The organism is Acinetobacter sp. TUM15064 (assembly GCF_008980265.1).
Classification (GTDB): Bacteria; Pseudomonadota; Gammaproteobacteria; order Pseudomonadales; family Moraxellaceae; genus Acinetobacter.
On the sequence record NZ_BKFU01000003.1, the window covers coordinates 90,458 to 112,089 of the forward strand.

At 38.8% G+C, this 21,632-nt stretch carries 18 protein-coding genes; 12 read left to right on the plus strand and 6 right to left on the minus strand.

Annotated features, from left to right (window positions below):
* From GBI16_RS01950 to GBI16_RS01975, 6 genes are all read left to right on the plus strand, one after another.
* Positions 1-1,122 carry a phosphotransferase family protein gene (locus GBI16_RS01950; protein ID WP_151706412.1) on the plus strand — a complete coding sequence of 374 codons (1,122 nt, stop codon included), beginning with the start codon at positions 1-3 and terminating at the stop codon, positions 1,120-1,122.
* A complete protein-coding gene (locus GBI16_RS01955) occupies positions 1,119-1,817 on the plus strand; it encodes a histidine phosphatase family protein (RefSeq protein ID WP_151706413.1) in 699 nt (232 codons plus the stop codon). Before GBI16_RS01950 ends, GBI16_RS01955 begins: the two co-directional genes overlap by 4 nt.
* Positions 1,818-1,832: 15 nt before the next feature.
* Complete coding sequence (locus GBI16_RS01960) at positions 1,833-2,576, plus strand: SDR family oxidoreductase (protein WP_086210064.1); 744 nt, start codon at positions 1,833-1,835, stop codon at positions 2,574-2,576.
* A gap of 152 nt (positions 2,577-2,728) precedes the next feature.
* Positions 2,729-3,052, plus strand: coding sequence for a pyrimidine/purine nucleoside phosphorylase (locus tag GBI16_RS01965; RefSeq protein WP_086210062.1), 324 nt, complete (start codon positions 2,729-2,731; stop codon positions 3,050-3,052).
* A gap of 252 nt (positions 3,053-3,304) precedes the next feature.
* Positions 3,305-4,024, plus strand: coding sequence for an SGNH/GDSL hydrolase family protein (locus GBI16_RS01970; RefSeq protein ID WP_151706414.1), 720 nt, complete (start codon positions 3,305-3,307; stop codon positions 4,022-4,024).
* A gap of 8 nt (positions 4,025-4,032) precedes the next feature.
* Positions 4,033-4,626, plus strand: a complete 594-nt coding sequence (locus GBI16_RS01975) for a uracil-DNA glycosylase family protein (protein WP_151706415.1) — start codon at positions 4,033-4,035, stop codon at positions 4,624-4,626.
* 36 nt (positions 4,627-4,662) lie between these two features.
* Here the strand turns inward: GBI16_RS01975 and GBI16_RS01980 are convergent, their stop codons facing one another.
* Together GBI16_RS01980 and GBI16_RS01985 are read right to left on the minus strand one after the other, a co-directional pair.
* A complete protein-coding gene (locus tag GBI16_RS01980; protein WP_086210059.1) occupies positions 4,663-5,100 on the minus strand; it encodes a hypothetical protein in 438 nt (145 codons plus the stop codon).
* A gap of 259 nt (positions 5,101-5,359) precedes the next feature.
* On the minus strand, positions 5,360-6,913 hold the full coding sequence (locus GBI16_RS01985) for a phospholipase D family protein (protein ID WP_119063460.1): 1,554 nt from the start codon (positions 6,911-6,913) through the stop codon (positions 5,360-5,362).
* A 118-nt stretch (positions 6,914-7,031) separates the two neighbouring features.
* Here GBI16_RS01985 and GBI16_RS01990 point away from each other — a divergent pair, with 118 nt between their 5' ends.
* The 6 genes from GBI16_RS01990 to GBI16_RS02015 all read left to right on the plus strand — a co-directional run bounded on the left by GBI16_RS01990 (position 7,032) and on the right by GBI16_RS02015 (position 16,122).
* Entirely contained in the window at positions 7,032-8,147 is a 1,116-nt protein-coding gene (locus GBI16_RS01990; RefSeq protein WP_151706416.1) for an S-(hydroxymethyl)glutathione dehydrogenase/class III alcohol dehydrogenase, read from the plus strand.
* 228 nt (positions 8,148-8,375) lie between these two features.
* The gene (locus tag GBI16_RS01995) at positions 8,376-9,404 is read left to right on the plus strand and encodes a flavin reductase family protein (RefSeq protein WP_086210056.1); all 1,029 of its coding nucleotides are present in this window, start codon (positions 8,376-8,378) and stop codon (positions 9,402-9,404) included.
* A gap of 12 nt (positions 9,405-9,416) precedes the next feature.
* Positions 9,417-10,583, plus strand: a complete 1,167-nt coding sequence (locus GBI16_RS02000) for an acyl-CoA desaturase (protein ID WP_151706417.1) — start codon at positions 9,417-9,419, stop codon at positions 10,581-10,583.
* Between the two features lie 472 nt (positions 10,584-11,055).
* A complete protein-coding gene (locus GBI16_RS02005) occupies positions 11,056-13,158 on the plus strand; it encodes an EAL domain-containing protein (protein ID WP_151706418.1) in 2,103 nt (700 codons plus the stop codon).
* Positions 13,159-13,629: 471 nt separating this feature from the next.
* Positions 13,630-14,691, plus strand: a complete 1,062-nt coding sequence (locus GBI16_RS02010; RefSeq protein ID WP_151706419.1) for a 3-deoxy-7-phosphoheptulonate synthase — start codon at positions 13,630-13,632, stop codon at positions 14,689-14,691.
* A 237-nt stretch (positions 14,692-14,928) separates the two neighbouring features.
* Positions 14,929-16,122, plus strand: coding sequence for a PilT/PilU family type 4a pilus ATPase (locus tag GBI16_RS02015; protein ID WP_086210052.1), 1,194 nt, complete (start codon positions 14,929-14,931; stop codon positions 16,120-16,122).
* Positions 16,123-16,165: 43 nt separating this feature from the next.
* Here GBI16_RS02015 and GBI16_RS02020 read toward each other — a convergent pair whose 3' ends face one another.
* The 4 genes from GBI16_RS02020 to GBI16_RS02035 form a co-directional block, all read right to left on the minus strand.
* Complete coding sequence (locus tag GBI16_RS02020) at positions 16,166-17,389, minus strand: MFS transporter (protein ID WP_228267795.1); 1,224 nt, start codon at positions 17,387-17,389, stop codon at positions 16,166-16,168.
* A gap of 210 nt (positions 17,390-17,599) precedes the next feature.
* Entirely contained in the window at positions 17,600-17,974 is a 375-nt protein-coding gene (gene gcvH, locus GBI16_RS02025; RefSeq protein ID WP_086210050.1) for a glycine cleavage system protein GcvH, read from the minus strand.
* A 70-nt stretch (positions 17,975-18,044) separates the two neighbouring features.
* Positions 18,045-19,073 (minus strand): AraC family transcriptional regulator, encoded by a 1,029-nt coding sequence (locus GBI16_RS02030; RefSeq protein WP_151706421.1) that lies wholly within the window; start codon positions 19,071-19,073, stop codon positions 18,045-18,047.
* A 309-nt stretch (positions 19,074-19,382) separates the two neighbouring features.
* Complete coding sequence (locus tag GBI16_RS02035) at positions 19,383-21,236, minus strand: ABC transporter ATP-binding protein (protein WP_086210048.1); 1,854 nt, start codon at positions 21,234-21,236, stop codon at positions 19,383-19,385.
* Positions 21,237-21,632: the final 396 nt, after the last annotated feature.

A 21,632-nucleotide genomic window follows, 5' to 3' on the forward strand; every position in this document is an offset into this window, starting at 1 on the left:
ATGTCAGCGATTGATGTAGGTGGAACAGTTCGAGCAGGTGAAGAACTAGACGCTGTAGCTGTGGAAAATTGGCTTAAAGCACAAGGTGTCGATCTACAAGGGCCGGTCGAGGTGACACAATACTCTGGTGGTGCATCGAACTGGACGTATCGGTTGAAATACGACAATCTTGACCTGATTTTACGTCGCCCGCCTAAAGGGACCAAAGCCAAATCTGCACATGACATGGCACGTGAATATCATGTACAAAAGAACTTAAGTCCTTTTTATCCTGTTTTACCTGAAATGGTCGCTTTATGTCAGGACGAATCTGTTATTGGTTGCGACTTCTATGTAATGAAACGTGTCGAAGGTATTATTCCACGTGCTAATTTACCTAGAGAGTTGAATTTCAGTGAAACCCAAGTTCGTGAGTTATGTGTCAATGTGATTGATAAACTCATCGAGTTGCATCAAGTACCTTATCAAGGCACAGAACTGGAAAACCTAGGCAAGGGTGAGGGTTACTGCCGCCGTCAAGTTGAAGGTTGGGATGCACGCTTTCAGAAAGCCAAAACCATTAATGTGCCTTCATTTAAATATGTGCGGAATTGGCTCAAAGACAACATTCCTGCGGATTCAAAAACCTGTGTGATTCATAATGATTGGCGTTTTGATAATGTCATTTTAGATCCGAATCATCCGACGCAAATTATTGGCGTTTTAGATTGGGAAATGGCAACGCTTGGCGATCCACTCATGGACTTAGGTTCGGCTTTGGCTTATTGGGTTGAAGAATCTGACAATGCTTTGTTTAAAGCGACACGTCGCCAGCCGACTAACTTAAAGGGAATGTTCACACGTAAACAAGTGGTGGATTATTATTTAGAAAAAACAGGCTTAGAAACGGACAATTGGACTTTCTATGAAGTCTTTGGCATTTTCCGTTTAGCTGTAATTGCACAACAGATTTATTATCGTTATCACCATAAACAGACCAATAACCCTGCCTTTAAAGATTTTTGGATAGTCATTCATGCTTTACACATTCGCGCGCTCAAACTGATTGGTTTACAGAAAATTGAGGCCAATGATGTCGCACAAAAATATATTGTCAAAATGAAGGAAATTTTAGGTAAATGACCACTATTTATTTCATTCGCCACGGACAAGCATCTTTTGGTGCTGAAAGTTATGACCAACTTTCACCAAATGGGGAGTTGCAAGCCAAAATTTTGGGTCAATATTTTGATCAAATTTTAAAAGAAGCACCTGTAGCGGTGTCTGGCTCTATGCAACGACATCAGCAAACCGCGTGTATTTCTTTGGCGGAATGTTTTCCTGAAGTGGATGTTTTGACCAATTCTGCATGGAATGAGTTTAATCATCAGCAAGTCTTTGCTCACTATGAACCGCGTTTTAATGAGCCGCACTTACTCAAAGCTGATGTGGCCAAAGAATCCAATCCACGTGCTTATTTGGCCAAGATATTTGAAGGGGCAATTGAACGCTGGACAGGTGGTGACTATCATCATGAATATGATGAATCGTGGCCTGCTTTTAAAAGTCGTATTGAAGGTGCTTTACAAGATTTGTGTGATGAACTTGCAAAAACTAAGCCTCGTTATGCAGTGGTATTTACGTCAGGCGGTGTAATTTCTGTGGTGGCTGGTAAGCTGTTAGGACTGAGTCCAAATAAAACCTTCGCTTTAAATTGGGCCATTGCCAACAGTAGTATGACCACTTTGCGCTTGGTGGGGAATGAACCACAACTGTTAAGCCTCAATGAACATCATTTTATTAAAGCCGAAAACTCAAACTTATTGACATGGATCTAAGGGAAGGATTAAGACATGGCTAAAACAATTTTAATTACAGGGGCAAGTTCTGGTATTGGTGCAGGTATGGCACGCGAATTTGCACAGAAAGGCTACAATTTGGCTATTTGTGCACGGCGCTTGGAACGTCTTGAAAGCTTAAAGCAAGAACTTGAAAGCCAGTACGGGGTAAAAGTCATAACTAAAGTTTTAGATGTGACCAATTATGAACAAGTCTTCGAAGTGTTTCGCGCATTTAAACAAGACTTTGGTCATTTAGATCGAGTCATTGTCAATGCTGGAATTGGTGATGGGCGTCGTATTGGTAAAGGAAGTTTTGCAATTAATAAAGCTACGGTAGAAACCAACTTTATTTCAGCTTTGGCACAGTGTGAAGCTGCGGTTGAAATTTTCCGTGAGCAAAATGCAGGACATTTGGTTGTTATCTCGTCTATGAGTGCAGTCCGTGGTATGCCGAAACATTTGACAGCATACGGTGCAAGTAAAGCAGGTGTTGCACATTTGGCTGAAGGGATCCGTGCAGAACTGCTGAATACCCCAATCAAAGTCACCACGATTTTCCCTGGCTATATTCGTACCGAAATCAACGAGGGTGCTAAACCACTGCCTTTTGAAGTGGATGAAAAAACAGGTTCACGACTCTTGGCAGCAGAAATTGAAAAAGCTCCCGTAAAAGCCTATGTTCCTAAATGGCCTTGGTTACCGCTCGGTTTAGCAATGAAAGTTCTACCACTGAAATTGGTTAATAAACTGGGCTAATCCTTGAGATAAAAAGGCTGTAAATCAGCCTTTTTATCTTGAACAATGTCAGGGTATTTCTAAACAAATACTGTTATGTCAGATGAGCATTTGAATGGATTCATGAGTTAGTCATAAAATCAGTGTAGCATTGAAGAAAAGAGGTGATGAAGATGTCAAATCAGTTCGACTTTGTTTCGGTAAGAAAAAAACCCAATGTTCACTTTGGTGGGCGCTCAATCAGTCATGTCATTCAATGTGAAGATGGTTCACAAAAGACCCTAGGGGTTATTTTGCCTACAGATCAACCTTTAACTTTTGAAACACATGTTGCGGAACATATTGAAATTGTTTCAGGTCAATGCCAAGTCAAAATTGGGTTACAGACTGAGATGATGCTTTATCATGCGGGTGAAAGTTTTGATGTGCCTGCCAATAGTCGCTTTAGTATGATGGCAAGCGAAGTGGTTGATTATATTTGTCATTTAGAAAAATAAAAAATAAGCTGAAAAGAGATGGATTTTTGACTTGATCTACTGAGAGTATAAATCGCTCGACTGGCACGTTTATGGTCGTTCATATATTAAAAATAGTGAATTTGAATGTAGGAAATGCCACATGTTTACTTTGTGTGTTATGGCAGTTTTCTAAATATGTTTTTTAACTTTACAGTTTTTCATTCTTTGCATGGATTCAATTCAACGTATACTGTTTTTATATTTAGGCTACCGAAGATCTAGTTAGCTAACATGCGCTTAAAAATTTATACACTTGTTTTAGTTCCTGTCATTCTTTTACAGGGTTACCAAGTAAAAAAAAATACACCACGACTGCCCGAGCCAATTGGTGAGCGTGTTGGAAAAAAAGGTGTAGGCAAAACACTGTCATTACTCATTTTAGGTGACTCAGCGGCAGCAGGTGTTGGTGTAAATGTGCAGGATGATGCATTATTGGGTTCAATTTTAGCTGAGCTGTCATCTGAATTTAGTATTCAATTTTATTTACATGCAACGACTGGCTTCACCACAGATCAAGTCATTCATGCCATTCAAACACTTGAGACACGGCATTTTGATGTGATTATTACTTCTGTCGGTGTCAATGACATTACAAAATTTACCTCACCACGGGCTTGGATCGTAAAACAGAAACAAATTTATCAAATACTCAAACATAAATTTAGCCCACAACTGACGATTGCATCGGGAGTACCTCCGATGGATCAGTTTCCTGCACTGCCAAACCCACTTGCATGGTTATTTGGTCAATACGCTAAAGCGATGAATTTAAAACTCAGTCAATTTGTTGCGCAAGAACAGCAGATGGATTGGATTGAATACGATTTAGAGAAATTTAAAAATCTGAATTTGGATATGGCAGAGGACGGCTTTCACCCGAGCAAAGAAATTTATCAGCTATGGGGCAAACAAGTAGCTGAAAAAATACGTCAGCATTTTGAACGGGTTTAAAATAATTTATGACGACCTCAGTTGAAATTGAAACACATCCACTCAAACCGTTTTTACCACAGAATGCCAAATTATTAATGCTAGGTAGTTTTCCTCCACCGAAAACACGCTGGAAAATGGATTTTTATTATCCAAATTTTCAAAATGATATGTGGAAAATATTCGGTCTGTGTTTTTTTCAAGATAAAAACTATTTTCTCAATATCGAGCAGAAGACATTTAAAGAACAACAAATCCGTACTTTTTTAAATGAACGAGGTATTGCGATATTTGATACAGCCTATAAAGTGATCCGCCAAAAAGGCAATGCTTCGGATAAGTTTCTACAAATCGTTACCCCGACCAATATACAACATTTACTTAAACAAATGCCCGAGTGTCGTAATGTCATGACCACCGGTGATAAAGCCACTGATACGCTCATGCTGTCTATGCCTAATGGGACCTTAAAACCACAAATTGGAATGAAGTCTGAGACACATTTTGCAGGACGAGACTTGAGTCTGTATCGCATGCCATCCTCTTCGCGCGCTTATCCTTTGGCTTTAGAGAAAAAAGCTGATGCTTATCAATGCTTATTTAAAGAAATAGGCTTACTTTAAGTCATTTTAGTTGATCTGATGGATAAATGATTTGTATTAATCATCATATTCAACATAGTCCCATAGATTCAATCGTGCTTTAATTTGCTGGCGTAGTTGTGGTAGTAAGGGAAATAAAGTTCCATCTAGCCAGAGACTGAGTGCACTTGAGGAAAGAGGACTCCGACTTTCATCTATTAACTGGGCACCTTTGATGAGGACAAAGGTTTCTTCGGTTACTGGCGTTTCTATTCCTTTAAACTGGATCAATAGTTCATGTCCAGTATCTTGGATGAGCCATTCGAGTTCGATTTGAATATTTTCGTTGGACTTTAAAACCACTTGTCCTTCTATATTGTCTTGATCACTTAAACAATCATGCTCTACACGAACTTTACTTAGAACCCACTCTTGCTTAGCCAAATCATCAAGTGTTTTATATGGGGTTAAAATATTGCTTAAATTAAACTGTTGGCTTAAATCAAAAAATTGCATTACTGAGCTTTAAAAGGAGGGATATAACGAAAGTTGGATATGTTAAATCAAAGTCTGGAGTGAGTAAAATCTTTCAAAGCTATGAGCGAATTTAAGTATTAAATAAGATGAGTTTGGGCTTATTTTTTCATAACGTTCACTACATTTGGCTTTTAGCTCAACTTATTTTTTAAACCAAATGATCAATATGAAGACTTTGTGCAGTGTATAGTGAGTCAGAGTAAGTGAGTTAAAATGTTTAATCATCATCTCTTTGTCATTACATCATCCATTCAATAGGTAAATATGAGACAGTTTTCATCATAAATCTTTGGAATTTGGTTGTTTCGGGTTCTTTGTGGTGTTCAATAATAGTGCCATCTCTTTGACGGTCGAGCCAAATGAGTTGCCCTTGTTTATCGAGTTTTAATTCATAGGCAATATGAGGCAAATACTGATCTAACTTTTCAGAAATTGCATTTTGTAATTGATCCGACTCCACGACTAAGCCCACTTCTGTATTTAAATGAGCTGAACGCGGGTCGAAGTTAAATGAACCAATGAATACTTTTCCATCAATGTCAAAAAATTTGGCATGTAATCGAGATGAGCTTCTGCCTTTTGCTGGAATCACATTACCTGTAGCAACTTCATACCATGTTCGATTTTCTCTTTCAATATAAGGTTTAAACTCATACAGCTTTACGCCATTTTTAAGTAAATCGTGGCGATATTTTTTATAAAATGCATGAACGATTGCCACATCATTGGCAAATAAAGAGTTGGTCAGAACGCGAACGCGAGTACCATTTTTCGCAAGGCTTGAAAGATACTCCGTACCAGCCGTTGTTGGAACAAAATAAGCTGAAACTAACTCCATATGCTGTTCGGGCTTGCCCATCAAATTAAACATTTGATTGACAATCATTTCATGAGGCTTTGCATTCGCACGAATTTTATTGGGAGAGTCTGCAATAAAATGTGCTTTAGCCCAATTTACAGGGTGTTGATTCAGCTCTGTATTGACTTCTGATCGTGCCCGATCAATTTTTCGCTCAATGACGTTTTTATCTAAAGCATCAGCTTCGTAATGTTGTCTTAAATCAGTCAGCGCTTGTTGAGTTCCTTGACCGATTAATTGTGGTACAGCGTAGCTTAAGTCATCATTCCAAAAGTCTAGAAATACACGATTGGCTTGCTCTACAGCTTGCCCATAAAACAAAATGTCTAAATCGGTAAATTGGAAGTTTTCACTGGCGTCAAAGTATTCACTACTGATGTTACGACCACCAGTTACGGCAATGGCGCCATCGGCAATGATAAGTTTATTATGCATACGATGGTTGATGTGCTTGAAGCGGAAAGCATAATCAATCACACGTAAATGTCTGTATTTGTAAGGATTGAACAATTTAATTTCAAAATTGGGATGAGCGACTAATGTTTTGAACGTTTCATCTAATGCAGTGCCGTTTTGGTCATCAATTAATAAACGTACTTTTACACCACGATCCGCAGCATTTAGCAGTTCATGTAACATCATATGACCAATAAAGTCATCCCCCCAAATATAGTATTGAACATCCAGACTGTGTTTAGCTTCGCGAATCAAATGTAGACGTGAAGCAATACTCATGAAAGCCTCATCAAGCGCCAAATAGGCTGTAAGCCCTTGCTTTTGCTGTGTAGATACGTCTTGCTCATTGAGCCAATGCTGTGCAAAAACTTCGACTGGGGCTGAGGGCTTAGCCTGATTGGGGGCGAGTTGGCATCCCGCGAGTGTAAAAGCTGTACTCAGTACAATTAGTGGTCTACAAAAAGTTGATATCTGCATATTGGTTTTAAAGACCTAATTTTTATAAGTTATATATTTCACATGTTATAGGTTGAAACCGTGAATAAAAAGCGGTTACTGTAGCTCATCTGTTAAATAGCTGTTAAGGATAGCGAAAATGAAATCACGTGCGGCCGTTGCCTTTGGACCAGGACAAGCTCTGGAAATTGTAGAAATTGATGTTGCTCCACCGCAAAAAGGTGAAGTTTTAGTCAAGATTACGCATACAGGTGTTTGCCATACCGATGCATTTACTTTATCTGGTGATGATCCTGAAGGTGTTTTTCCTGCGGTTTTAGGCCATGAAGGTGCGGGTATCGTGGTTCAGGTGGGTGAAGGTGTCACTAGCGTTCAGCCGGGCGATCATGTTATTCCACTATATACAGCTGAGTGTGGCGAGTGTTTATTCTGCCAGTCAGGTAAAACCAATTTATGTGTAGCTGTTCGTGCAACTCAAGGTAAAGGTTTGATGCCAGATGGTACCACTCGGTTCTCATACAATGGTCAACCGATTTACCACTATATGGGCTGTTCAACTTTTTCTGAATATACTGTAGTGGCTGAAGTATCTTTGGCGAAGATTAACCCAGATGCGAACCCAGAGCACGTGTGTCTATTGGGCTGCGGCGTAACCACTGGTTTAGGTGCAGTTAAAAATACAGCCAAAGTACAAGAGGGCGATACCGTTGCTGTCTTTGGTTTAGGTGGTATTGGTCTAGCAGTTGTACAAGGTGCAAAAAAGGCTAAAGCCAGTCGTATTATTGCGGTTGATACGAACCCTGACAAATATAAATTAGCAGCAGAATTTGGAGCAACGGATTTTGTAAACCCGAAAGAGCACGACCGTCCTGTGCAGGAAGTCATTGTTGAAATGACGGGTTGGGGAGTTGATCACTCTTTTGAATGTATTGGTAACACCAATGTCATGCGCTCAGCATTGGAATGTGCTCACCGTGGTTGGGGACAGTCGGTGATTATTGGTGTAGCAGGTGCAGGCCAAGAGATTTCAACACGTCCGTTCCAACTGGTTACTGGTCGTACTTGGAAAGGGACTGCTTTTGGCGGTGTAAAAGGTCGTTCACAACTGCCGGGTATGGTTGAAGAAGCAATGAGTGGAGACATTCGTTTAGCTCCATTTGTCACTCATACTATGGGGCTCGACAAAATCAATGAAGCGTTTGATTTGATGCATGATGGCAAATCTATCCGTACAGTGATTCATTTTGAAGACTAATTCAGTGTAATACATTTAGAAAACCAAGCTTAGGCTTGGTTTTTTTGTTTTTAATGAAACGAAAAGTGGGGTGGCAAAACTGTTCATATTGTTAGACAAAAATGATAGAAAATGTCAATTTGTTAGATTTTGTCCTTTTATGACATAGCTGAAAACAACTTCTAACCGTATCTTGATGATTCAATAATGCACACTTGTATAAAAATAAATTTAGATCAGAGGGTGACTATGGGAAAGCATATTGAGTACCACCCAGAATGGGTTCGAGAAGATTTTGTGGATTTTCTAGCTGAAAAAGTAAATCCGCTGTGGGCTTGGAAAAAGGCCAAAGCACAGATTGTTGCAAAGCATCATTTGTCAGATGACTTCGTGTGCATGCAGTTACAGCCAAATCGTCATTTTAAAGTCGCTGGTTATCAAGCTGGGCAAAGCATCTTAGTGACGGTGCTTATAGGTGGTGTACGTTGGCAACGTAGCTATTCGATTGTCGAGATTTTAGACAATGGTAATCTTGTGATTGCTGTAAGAAAACAGGGAAAAGTCTCAAATACGCTTACTCAGCAGTTCGAAAAAAGTGTAGTTGAAATTTCCCAATCGCAGGGTGAATTTGTTTTAAAAACGCAGCCTCATTCTGCACTAATGATTGCCTCTGGAAGTGGCATTACTGCAATTTACGCATTGATTAATGCTGCATTAAAACAAACACAAATAGTTTCCCATATTGATCTAATTTACTTTACGCGGGATGATGCCTTTCACGTAGAACTGCAACGTTTAGCGGAACATTATCCGCAGTTTAAATATCATCATATAAATACCTTGCTGGATAAACAACATCTGAGTCAAGACTTGCTTAGCCAAAAGGTTGAAGGTTTTGAACAACGCGAATGTTATGCCTGCGGTGCTGCCAATATGATGCAAAGTCTGACACAAATCTATCAGGGTTTAGACTTAATTGACCATCTGCATACCGAATACTTTCAAATTACTGTCGATCACACTCAGAACGCTCAAATGGTCACATTTCAACGTTCGCAGCAACAGTTTCAAGCTCAAAGCAATTTATTAGAAAGTGCCGAACAGGCGGGTTTACGTCCCGCACATGGCTGTCGTATGGGGATTTGTAATACTTGTTCATGTACCAAAGTTCAGGGTGTGGTGCGTAATCTACTCACAGGTGAACTGGATCAAAACAATAACACTCAAATTAAGTTATGCATTTCACAGGCGGTTAGTCCTGTTGTAATTAACCTTTAAGAAGGTATAGATATGAATCTTCCCGTATATTTTAGTGAAAGCAGTAAATCCAAATATTTAAGTCCTGCACAAATCGAAGAGTTTGGCTTAAAGGTTGAAGCGATCCGCCGTGAAGTGATGGAAAGCCTCAATGAAAAAGATGCCGAATATATTTACACAATCCGAAATTTTGTCCGTTATAGCGAAATAAGCGCACGTACAATGCTCATGTTTGCAGGGTGGTTACCTCCAGTATGGCTTTTGGGCACAGGTTTATTGGGGGTATCTAAGATCGTAGAAAATATGGAACTTGGGCATAATGTCATGCATGGTCAGTTTGACTGGCTAAATGATCCGAGTCTCAATGGTAGCAATTATGATTGGGATACTATGGCCACAGGCCCCGACTGGAAGCATACACATAATTACATCCATCATACCTATACCAACATTGTCGGGATGGATCATGATGTCGGTTATGGCTTAGTCCGTGTGAGTGATGCACAGAAATGGGAACCTCGCTTTTTGCTGAATTTGCCTTTAGCTGCTCAGTTGATGGTATTTTTTGAGTGGTACGTTGGCATACAAAATCTGCATATCGAAGATGTGGTCGCTTATAAAACCAAAACATGGCGTGAAGTTTGGGTAGAGTCATATAATTTTAGACAGAAGATGAAACGCCAAGTGATTAAAGACTATGTCTTTTTCCCCATCATCGCTGGGCCAAATGCATTGCCAGTCTTTGCAGGAAATGCTGTAGCAAATGTTATTCGTAGCTTATGGGCATCCGCGGTGATTTTTAATGGTCACTTTACCGAAGACGCTGAAAATTTTGAAATGGACAATATCGACCATGAAACACGGGCCGAGTGGTATCTGCGTCAAATTCGAGGTTCGAGTAACTTTACTGGAACACAGTGGTTCCATATCTTAAGTGGCAACTTAAGCCATCAAATTGAACATCATCTTTTTCCAGATATGCCTGCAAATCGCTACGCCCAAGTAGCCCCAAAAGTTAAAGAATTATGTGCGGATTATGGGATTCATTACAATGAAGCCAGTTTTATCAAACAGTTTTCATCTGTTTGGGCAAAATTGGCGAAATATTCATTACCAAACCAGTGCTATGCGAAGAATGAAAATTCATTTTCATTTATTAAACACAATCTAAATTTATTGAAGAAAGCGCTACTGAATTAATGTATTTAAAATGCATTAATTCAGTAAAAGTCTAATTGGAATGGATCTACCAATTAGGCTTCTTTTTTTGCTCAAAATTAGCGCATAAAATACTGATAAATAATGTTTCATTCTAACTAAAAATAATCAGTGATCTGTCTGCATGTTTGAACTTTTATTTTATCTAGTTGTTATTATTTAAATTTTATTACTTTTTTTATATGCTCTTTTCCCCAGCAAGGATAGGCTGAGTTTAATTTCAAATAACGCTTCTGTTTATTTGTCGGATTTGTGTAAATGTTGCAATTTTTCATTGGTATAGGCTCATATAAGTTGTATATGATGCATGGTGTGATGGCAATCACGCAACGTCACTTCACATTTGTTTTTCTTTGTTTTTTTAATTTATATTTATGACTTTGCTTGATTTCTTTTTTAAACAATATGTCTGATTACGGATTAAATCAGCTAGTTTAAGTTGCAGATAATTATTATGTCGCGAATCCAATCACAGCCGAAAATTAAATCTAAAAATTTTGCTTATGAACATGAGGCAGGGAAAACTGCCATTTCTAAAAATGACAGTTTATTGATTGATTCTATTCCTCAGCTTTTTTGGATGCATAGTCATGTATGTAAGTACCTAAACTTACCGCTACGCCAATACTTGGGTGTGATGAATATATCAGAACAAGAATTTAATTTACTTCATTATATTCATCCTGAAGATGTTCAAGTACTCGATGACTTTTTGCATCAAGCAATTGTAGTCGAGCATAAATTTGAAAAATCCTGCCGAATTCGCAACCAACAAGGCGAGTATCACTGGTTTTTAATTCAAGCTGAGTTGGAAAATAGTCCAATCGGTGGTTTTAAAATCAGTTGTACCAATATTCATCAGGGCATGAAAATCCATATTGAATCATTGGCTCTTTTAAGAGCTCATGCCGATATGTTGGATGCCAGTGTGGATTGTATTATTGTGGTTGACCCTGATGGCACAATCACACACATGAATAAGTCAGCATGTGAAAATTTTTTTGGGCGTGCAGATTTAAAAGAGTTTGGCATGTCTTGGATCGAAATTTTGCCACAAGCGATTCGTAAAAAAGCTAAAAAGGCGATGCTCGATGCTAACAATGGAAAAAACTCACGTTTTAATGGCATGAGCTTTTCTAAAGACAGTGTCTATTACTGGGATAATGTGCTTACACCTGTACTAGATGTCAATGGTAAAACCCAAAGTATTTTATGTGTTTCACGTGATGTAACTTTACAATACTTGGCAGAACAAAAGCTTAAACAAGGAAATGAACGGGATGAACTTACAGGCTTAAATAACCGTAGAGCGTTTAAAGAAAAAATAAGAAAACTATATACAAATGCACGGGATAAAAAGCAAAAGCTTGCTGTGATGTTGTTGGATTTAGATCACTTTAAAACAATTAATGATACGCTGGGTTATGCTGCAGGCGATCATCTTTTGCGCATATTATCTAAACGCTTAAAACAGACTCTTGAAGGACGAGCATTCTTGGCGCGTCTTGGCGGTGATGAGTTTGGAGTCATTATTCCACATGTACGAGATATTGGTGAACTCAATGAAATTGCTCAACTGATTTTAAAGCAATTAGAGATCCCGATTACATTCGCAGGTAATTATATTAATGGAGGCATGAGTATCGGCTGTGGCTTATATCCAGATGATGCTAGTGATATTGTCGAGTTAATGAAGTGTGCAGATACCGCACTTACCGATGTTAAAGCCCAAGGGCGTGGCGGTATGCGAATGTTTGATCAAGACATGTTTAATGCTGTTCGAGAGCATTCAGCACAACTGAATTGCGCACATCAAATTATTCGTAACTTGACTATTGAGGCTTATTTTCAGCCTAAAGTCTGTTTAAAGTCTGAAAAAATTATTGGTTATGAAGCGCTATTACGTTGGCGAGATGAACATAATAATATTCAAAGCCCTGCAAGAATTGCTGCTGCGTTTAATGATTATGAGCTATCTAGTCGTATAAGTGAAATTATGCAGAATCAGGTTTTTAAACAGATTACTGAATGGCTAGCAAAAGGGTTAAAGGTTGTTCCTATTTCAATCAACGCTGCACCTGTTGAATTTATGCGAGATAACTTCGCAGAAATATTTTTAAAACGGCTTAAAACACATGCTATTCCAGCAAAATTTGTTGAAATAGAAGTCACAGAGTACCATTTAGCAGAACGGGGTTATGAGTACGTTATTCGAGCTTTAAAAAAACTTAAAGCCAATGGTGTGAGAATTGCATTAGATGATTTTGGCACGGGGCATTCTTCACTAACTCATTTACGAGACTATCCTGTTGATATCATTAAAGTTGATTGCTCATTTGTACAGCGATTAAGTGAAGATAAATCAATTTATGCGATTGTTGAGGGATTAGCTAAACTGGGCCCCTTATTATCTATGGATATTATTGCTGAAGGTATTGAAACAGCTACTCAATTACAACTTTTAAGGGAAATGGGTTGTCATATTGGGCAGGGCTATTTGTTTAGCCCTCCAGTTTCGGCTCAACAGGCTGAAATTCAATTATTAAAACGACACTAAACATTGATCTTTAGACAAAGACAGCTTGCATGATTTCCGATTTTCCTGGAGGGTTGTGTTTATGGAGATAGAACAACACTTTTCTATAAAAAAGTGTTGTAAAAGCAAAAAAATCAGCGTATTTTAAATTTCAGATAACATATTTTTGAAGATATAAAAATGTTAAAGCAACCTGTAGTTTCTAACGCGACATATTATTTTTGGCAATTTAGATAGTTGCCTGAACGCGTTCGGGCATCAAAAGGTTGCCCACCCAGTTAATACCTGATCGGCAACCCTGATCAGGTTTTTTTATATCTGCTGTTTTAATAAATTTTGGAGAACTTCATGAAAACGATTAACTATTCATACTTTAGCAACTTTTATTGGTTTTACTTTAGTCAATTTATGACTTCAGCCGAACAATCCATTAGACCCATAACGCTCAAATAAAAGCTCGGACTGAGACCACAGTCCAAAGGATACAAACCAATGAATGCTCTAAATACTGCACTACAACAAGCTCAACAAACAGCTCAAGAAACGTCTTTAAGTTCACCACAGCAACTCAAAACACAGCTACCACTTTCAGCAGCATTAAACTTACAAATTGCTGAACAGCGTCAAACGATTCAAAAGATTTTGAGTGGGCAGGATCATCGTCTTATGGTGATTACAGGACCATGTTCTATTCACGACCCGATTGCAGTATTAGAATATGCTGAAAAATTAAAACAATTACAGAGCAAAGTTGCAGACCAAATTTTCTTCGTTATGCGTGCTTATATTGAGAAACCACGGACAACCGTTGGCTGGAAAGGCTTTTTATACGACCCAATGTTAGATGGTTCCTCAAATATGCAGTTAGGCCTAGAGCAGTCTCGTGCATTGTATTTAAGCATTATTGAAAAAGGACTGCCTATTGCCTCAGAAATTTTAAGTCCAATGGCAACTGCATATTTTGATGATCTGTTGGCATGGGGGGCGATTGGTGCACGTACGAGTGAGTCGCAAATTCACCGTGAAATCTCAAGTCACATGCCATTCAGCATAGGCTTCAAAAACGGGACAGATGGTTCTATTCAAATTGCATTGGACGCGATTCAGTCAGCGACAAATCCGCATCAGTTCATGGGGGTGGGTCAGCAAGGCATGGCATGTATGTTGCACTCTACTGGAAATCCGAAGCCTCATTTAATTTTACGCGGTGCAAATTCTGGACCTAATTATGACTTAACACATATTCGCCAAATGCAGGATAAAGTGAAAGGCGAATTACCGGCTCTAGTGATTGACTGTAGTCATGGTAATAGTGCCAAAAATCCGCTCAATCAACCTGAGGTATTGCGTAGTATTGTTGAAGAGCGTGCTCAAAGTAATGTATGTGGTTTCATGCTTGAAAGTTACTTGGTAGATGGTCATCAAAAGATCTCATCAGATATGGTCTATGGCCAATCGGTAACGGATGGATGTTTAGGATGGGAAAAAACACAACAGGTACTATTAGATATTGCTGATACTTTAAGAATGCATGCTATACAGCGCAGCGCATGATTGAAGTACCTATAAAAAGACCTTCAGATTTGAAGGTCTTTTTTTGTGATGTAGTTCAGAAAATACTGATAATAATTTGAAAAATAAGTTAAAAATTATTTATGAAAGAATAAATGAGGTTGAGCTAGCGGTTAAAGTTATGCACAATCAGTAACCTTAGAAACATGATAACAAATTGTATTTTTAACAAAAATGCTTTTTAGGGTCAGCTATTTGCACTAATTTTTAGAGAATACTATGTATACTGCAGAACTCTTAGAAGAAGCTCGTCGAATGATGTTCCACATGCTCACCAAGGTGGTTGAGTATGGCGGTTCAGATTTATTTATATCTGCGGACTTTCCTCCGAGTATCAAGCATCAAGGCTTGATGAAGCCTTTAGGGCAACAGAACTTAGCAGCAGATCAAACTAAGCTGTTTGCCTATAGTTTAATGAACGAAAAGCAACGTCAAGAATTTGAAACTGAGCTTGAGTGTAATTTTGCAATTAGTGTTCCCAATGTTTCTCGTTTTCGTGTCAATGTCTTCCAGCAACAACTACAAGTAGGGATGGTTATTCGTACGATTGCTGCGGAAATACCGAATTTTACCAAGTTGCAGCTTCCAGAGTCCTTAAAAGATGTGATTATGGAAAAGCGCGGTCTGGTATTGGTTGTTGGTGGTACAGGATCTGGTAAATCAACCTCTTTAGCAGCCATGATTGACCATCGAAATGAAAACTCAGCAGGGCATATTATTACCGTTGAGGATCCTGTCGAGTATGTACATAAGCACAAAAAATCAATGATTACTCACCGAGAAGTAGGTGTGGACAGCCATTCTTGGCACAATGCCTTAAAAAATACACTTCGCCAAGCACCTGATGTTATTTTAATTGGTGAGATTCGAGATACTGAAACGATGGAGCATGCAATTGCCTTTGCAGAAACAGGACATTTGTGTCTTGGAACTTTGCATGCCAATAATGCCAATCAAACCCTAGACCGTATTATTAACTTCTTTCCAGAAGAACGAAGAAATCAGCTTTTGATGGACTTATCTTCAAATATGAAGGCGATTATTTCGCAGCGTTTAGTTCGTACTGAAGATGGTCGTGGTCGCCGGGCAGCAGTGGAAATCATGCTCAATACGCCTTTGATGTCAGACTTGATATTAAAGGGGAATTTTCATGAGCTTAAGGAAGTGATGGCAAAGTCAAGAGAGCTTGGAATGCAAACATTCGATCAGGCTTTATTTGATTTGTATAATCAAGGTGCAATTGCCTATGAAGAAGCATTACGCAATGCAGACTCGGTAAATGAATTGCGCTTACAAATTAAACTCAAAAGCAGTAGAGCAAATCCACATTTGAATACAAGTAGTGTTTTATCTTTTGATCAAACAACTCCTGAGAAGTCAAAAGACTTAGAAGAAACACAAGCTGAAAGCTAAGCTTTGAGTCCGTATGTTTAATGATCAGAACCTGCGGACACTTCTATTTAGATATATTTTTACGATTTACGACATAAGTATAGAAGAATAAACTTAATGCTGTCGTTGTTGCACACAGTAAATAGGTGAAACTATAGCCCTGTTTTGAAATCAGTAGTCCCAGCAAAATTGAACCTAAAGCAATACCTAAGTCATACATGGTAAAAAATGTGGAAGTTGCATGTCCAATCCGATGCTTTTCAGCACGTTGAATGGCTAGGGTTTGTAGGCAGGGTTGAGCTGAACCAAAGCCCATACCTACACATACCGCTGCAATGAGCAAGCCCGCTAATGATTGAATTTGACTTAGGATTACAAGACCTAAACTAAACAAGAGAATAGCAGGATAAATTACATAATTTGCACCATGTTGATCATAAATCTTGCCTGTAATAGGGCGTAGGCTCATCATAGCAATAGCAAAGACAATAAAAAACAAGCTTGCATAATTAAGAAGATGCTTAGACTCTGCATAGGTAGAGATAAACGACATGATGCTGGCATAGGAAAAAGAGATAATCATGGCCATAATCGAAATGTTTAAGGCTTTTATTTCTATAAAATCATCTCTAGAGAGCTTATGTTTTTTACTAGATTTAGAATGTTTGGGCTTCGAAGGAATTGGGATAAAAAAGCAAAAGAGAAAACCAAGCCAGACACTAAATGCCAAAAATCCTGCAACCATTTGATAAGACATAGACTGAATGAGCGTCAAAGCGATGAATGGTCCTAGAACAATACCTAGGTTAATTGACATGACAAAATAGCCCATACCTTCGCCCTTACGTTTCTCTGGGATAAACTCATTCACAATAGGAACAGCCACAGTTGTAACAATGCTGAACCAGATGCCGTGCAGAAAACGAATTAATAAAAGCACCTGTAAGTTATCAGCTAAGAGATAAGCTAAGGAAAATAGGCAAAATAAGGCCTCAGAAATGAAAAGTGTTTTCTTTTGACCAAATTTTTCAATAATCAGTCCACTAAAAGGTCGAATAGCAATGGATGAAACCATAAACAAGGTCATGGCTAAACCTGCTTGCGTAAGATTTCCGCCCAAATCTTTTAAAATATAAATTGGTAGAATGGTGGTTTGTGCAAAATAAAAAATGAATAAGAACAAATTATTGAATAAGCAAAGAATAAAAGACTTATTCCATAGCGTTGGGGTATTGGACGTGGGCATGCTGAACCTTTGGTTTGAGGCTGAGTCACAAGGCGCTTTTATATTTTTTATGCAGGGATCTTGAGACGCTATCGTACAGTTTAGAATTGTTTAATTATAGTACAAAAAACGTGAAAAGTGTAGTTATTGTGATAAATGGAAATAAATAGACGGTCACTGTGCTATAGAAAATGATTTATTTCTCAAAATAGGAGGATAATAAAAAATCAGTCCGAAGACTGACTTTGCTTATTTCAAACGCTTCAGTTTTATTTATAGTCCAGCTTCATAGGCTGTATTTGATAGAAGCTGTTCAACATCGGCCATATTGTCAGGCTTAATTTTATAAATCCAACCTTTACCATAGGGGTCATCATTGACAAAGTCTGGGTCATCTTCCAAATTTGCATTGATTTCAACAACGGTGCCTGATACGGGTGCATGAATGTCAGAAGCTGTTTTGACTGATTCAACGACGCCTGCTTGTTGACCAGCTGTGATCTGTTGACCAACTTCTGGGGTTTCAACATAGACTAAATCGCCTAAAGCATCCTGTGCGTGGTCTGAAATACCAGTTACAACCAGATCACCTTCAATACGCACCCATTCATGTGTACTTGCATACTTCAATTCTGAAGGATGATTCATGAATAACTCCTTAAAATACAAAAAACATTTTTGCATGATTTATACATGCTTTTTTATAAAAACAAAAGGCTTATAAATAGGGATCTTTACGCCAATTACTTGGGCTGCGACCACTCCAGCGTTTGAATGCACGGCTAAAATTGGCTACATCGCTGTATCCTAGTTCATCTGCAATTTGTTCCAGACTATAGTCAGTACGAGAAAGTAGTGAGGTGGCATGGCGGTATCGAACTTCGTCAACAATGGTGGAAAATGAAGTACCTTCAGCAGCCAATTGGCGTTTCAGTGTTCGATCAGACATGTGTAATAGGTCAGCCACGTGCTCGATGCTTAAGTAGTGTTGTTCCGATCGGGTTAGAATGTCACGAACTCGCATAGATAATCTTCGGCGTTCACCCATAGCGGAGAGTTCGGCTTCACACTGATTAATCGCAATTTGGCTTGCAAGTGGGTCGGCATTGACCATTTTAAAGCTTAAGTAATGTTTATCAAAGCTTAAAAGTAGATGAGGTTGATCAAAACGAACACTATGGTTAGGCAACTTTGTGCGGTAGCGGTCAAAGCCTTCTGGCTCTGGAAAATCGAAATCAATTTCACCAGCCAGAGCCTCAATACCAGTGAGTGCCTTACTCATTGACACAATCCCAAAAATAATACTGATCGCAATATCCGTACGCAAAGGTTCAATATCAACATCGCAACGTAATTGTAAAGTTGCTTTTTCGCCAAAGGTAGAAAAGAAAAGCTGCAAAAAAGGCATACGTAGTTGAATAAAACGATTTGCCAGAACCAAAGCTTCACCAATATCATGTGTGGTCATGATGGCATAGCCAATGAAACCATGAATTGAAATACGCATCTGCGTACCAAGATGGTAGCCTAGAGTGGGCTCACCAGTCAGACGACTGGCTAATTTAACCAATTCATTCGCAGTATGCACTGGGATACGAAAATCAGGCTCAGCAAGTTGTTCGCTGGTGAGTTGAAAAGGGGAAAAGAGTGCCTCTGCGTTATAGCCCCAGCGAGACACAACATCTAATAACAATAAGCCATAAACACCAGGAATTCCTTGATCTTGGCGAAGTGAAACTGTTTTCATGCGCGATCCATTGCATTTTTCTTTCTTTTCGGTCTGAAGTTATATTGGCATGAATAATGAAAATCCATGAAGTATATTGTTTGACAATATACTTTGAGCAAATATAGGTTCAGTTTATCGGGGTTTGAATTCCTTTTAAGTAAATAATAAATAGCATAATTTTTCGTTGCACACATAAGTATTTTACTGTGCTTATAACGATTGTTATAAATAGGCTAATCGTGACTATAGATAAATTAAAAAGCCTAAATCACCTCTAAGGAGATCTAGGCTTAAACGATCATTCAGTCAATAATATTGTTTAGTATATTAAGCTTCCTTTTGCGCTTTGATCGGATGTTGTTCTGTTAAAAAACCACCTGTCTGACGCTGCCATAAATGTGCATAAATGCCATTTTTTTCAATCAGTTCCTCATGCGTCCCTTGCTCAGCAATATGACCTTCATCGAGCACAATTAAACGATCCATTTGTGCAATGGTTGAGAGTCGGTGTGCAATTGCAATTACCGTTTTACCTTCCATGAGGTCATCTAAACTAGATTGAATCGCAGCTTCAACCTCAGAATCCAAGGCACTGGTGGCTTCATCTAAAATCAGAATAGGCGCATCTTTTAAGAATACTCGAGCAATTGCGATACGCTGACGTTGTCCACCTGAAAGTTTTACCCCACGCTCACCGACATAGGCTTCATAACCCGATTTGCCACGTAAGTCTGTTAGTTGTGGGATAAACTCTTCAGCTTTGGCTTTGCGTACGGCAGCAAACATTTCCTCATCTGTTGCATTTGGACGACCATATTTAATGTTTTCAGCGACACTACGATGAAGTAAGGAGGTATCTTGAGTGACTAAAGCAATATTGCGACGTAAGCTATCTTGAGTAATGTCTTCAATATTTTGTCCATCAATTAAAATTTCACCTTGTTTTAACTGATAAAAATGTAATAAAAGTTGAATGAGGGTGGATTTACCTGCACCAGAGCGACCCACAATCCCAATTTTTTCACCTGCACGAATATGTAAGTTTAAATTGTCGATGACATTTTTACTGTTATACGCAAAAGTTACGTCATTAAACTCAATCACACCTTGTTTAACTTCAAGGTCTTTAGCATTAGGCTTATCTTGGATATTAATCGGGCGACCAAGCGTTTTCATCCCATCTTGAATGGTACCGACATTCTCAAATAAGGCTGAGGTTTGCCACATGATAAACTCAGCAATACTACTCAGCTTTAAAATCATGGCTGTTGCTGCTGCAATGACACCAAGTTCAGCCTGTCCATTCATCCATAACCAGACAGCTGTGCCGAGGACACCAACGTAGAGCACGACATTTAAAAATAGGATGCTAATTTCATACTTTGCGCCCAACCGCATTTGCTTATATACCGTAACCATAAACTCTTGCATCGAGGCTTTGGCATATTGGCTTTCACGCCCAGCATGGGCAAAGAGTTTAACGGTTTGAATATTGGTATAAGCATCGGTTACACGGCCTGTCATCACCGCACGAGCATCAGCTTGTTCGTTAGAGACTTTGCTTAAACGTGGAATAAAGTAATACGCAGCACAAATAAATAAAGCCAACCAAACCAGCAAAGGCACAATTAACAAGGGTGAAATAGCACCAAGGACTAGATTGACAGTGATAAAGTAAATCAATACATAGGCCAACATGTCGCCTAAAATGACCCAGAACTCGCGTACGGCGAGAGCTGTTTGCATGACCTTGGCAGACAATCGTCCTGCAAAATCATTATGAAAAAAGTCGAGACTTTGTTTCAGCAAAAGATTGTGAAAGCGCCAACGCAAACGCATTGGGAAAGAACTAAACAAAATTTGGTGCTTAATAATGGACTGGAGGCTGGCAAAGAAAATGTTGGCTAACAAAATACAAAACAGCAGACTAAGGTTTGAACTGTGTTCTGCTAAAAAGGTTTCAGGCTGACTTTTGCTGAGCCAATTTACCAGTTCACCAATTTTTGCATAAAGGAGTGCTTCAAAACTGGCCGCACCAGCAGTGAATAAAACTAAAATCACTAAATATTGACGGACACCTTTAGCTGCCTGCCAAACAAATGGAAAGAAAGTGGTTGGTAAAGGCTGGTTTAGTCCTTCTTCTGGATAGGGATCAACACGCTTTTCAAACCATTTGAACATAAATAAAACCTTGTAAAAATAAGCTGTTTAGGGAATAACAGTCTGTTTTATAGATAATCAGAGTTCGAGAATTTTAGCATGAAAAGGTCGTTCAGTTGTTTGTAAATTACAAGACCATGTGTCTGTTTAGGAAATGGTAGTTTTGTCCAGAGAGAATTGCTTTTAATACAAATTTTGTGCTTAGACATGGTGTTTTATACAAGGGAATCCAATTTAAGTTGGACTCCCTGAAACACTTAATGTGTTAGTTTGCTTGAGCTTCCGAAGTCGCCGTAACATCAGCTGCAGTAGCTTCCGAAGCAGAAGTCGTGTTTTCAGTTGTAACTACCGCTTGAGTTGTTTCTACAGATTGCGCTTCTGCTGCAAAGGAAGAAGTCGCTGCAACAGCTAAAAGAG

Bases quoted from the DNA above. Each gene is read 5' to 3' on its own strand.
- GBI16_RS01950 (WP_151706412.1), top strand. From the start codon at position 1: ATGTCAGCGATTGATGTAGGTGGAACAGTTCGAGCAGGTGAAGAACTA.
- GBI16_RS01955 (WP_151706413.1), top strand. From the start codon at position 1,119: ATGACCACTATTTATTTCATTCGCCACGGACAAGCATCTTTTGGTGCT.
- GBI16_RS01960 (WP_086210064.1), top strand. From the start codon at position 1,833: ATGGCTAAAACAATTTTAATTACAGGGGCAAGTTCTGGTATTGGTGCA.
- GBI16_RS01965 (WP_086210062.1), top strand. From the start codon at position 2,729: ATGTCAAATCAGTTCGACTTTGTTTCGGTAAGAAAAAAACCCAATGTT.
- GBI16_RS01970 (WP_151706414.1), top strand. From the start codon at position 3,305: ATGCGCTTAAAAATTTATACACTTGTTTTAGTTCCTGTCATTCTTTTA.
- GBI16_RS01975 (WP_151706415.1), top strand. From the start codon at position 4,033: ATGACGACCTCAGTTGAAATTGAAACACATCCACTCAAACCGTTTTTA.
- GBI16_RS01980 (WP_086210059.1), bottom strand. From the start codon at position 5,100: ATGCAATTTTTTGATTTAAGCCAACAGTTTAATTTAAGCAATATTTTA.
- GBI16_RS01985 (WP_119063460.1), bottom strand. From the start codon at position 6,913: ATGCAGATATCAACTTTTTGTAGACCACTAATTGTACTGAGTACAGCT.
- GBI16_RS01990 (WP_151706416.1), top strand. From the start codon at position 7,032: ATGAAATCACGTGCGGCCGTTGCCTTTGGACCAGGACAAGCTCTGGAA.
- GBI16_RS01995 (WP_086210056.1), top strand. From the start codon at position 8,376: ATGGGAAAGCATATTGAGTACCACCCAGAATGGGTTCGAGAAGATTTT.
- GBI16_RS02000 (WP_151706417.1), top strand. From the start codon at position 9,417: ATGAATCTTCCCGTATATTTTAGTGAAAGCAGTAAATCCAAATATTTA.
- GBI16_RS02005 (WP_151706418.1), top strand. From the start codon at position 11,056: ATGTCGCGAATCCAATCACAGCCGAAAATTAAATCTAAAAATTTTGCT.
- GBI16_RS02010 (WP_151706419.1), top strand. From the start codon at position 13,630: ATGAATGCTCTAAATACTGCACTACAACAAGCTCAACAAACAGCTCAA.
- GBI16_RS02015 (WP_086210052.1), top strand. From the start codon at position 14,929: ATGTATACTGCAGAACTCTTAGAAGAAGCTCGTCGAATGATGTTCCAC.
- gcvH (WP_086210050.1), bottom strand. From the start codon at position 17,974: ATGAATCATCCTTCAGAATTGAAGTATGCAAGTACACATGAATGGGTG.
- GBI16_RS02030 (WP_151706421.1), bottom strand. From the start codon at position 19,073: ATGAAAACAGTTTCACTTCGCCAAGATCAAGGAATTCCTGGTGTTTAT.
- GBI16_RS02035 (WP_086210048.1), bottom strand. From the start codon at position 21,236: ATGTTCAAATGGTTTGAAAAGCGTGTTGATCCCTATCCAGAAGAAGGA.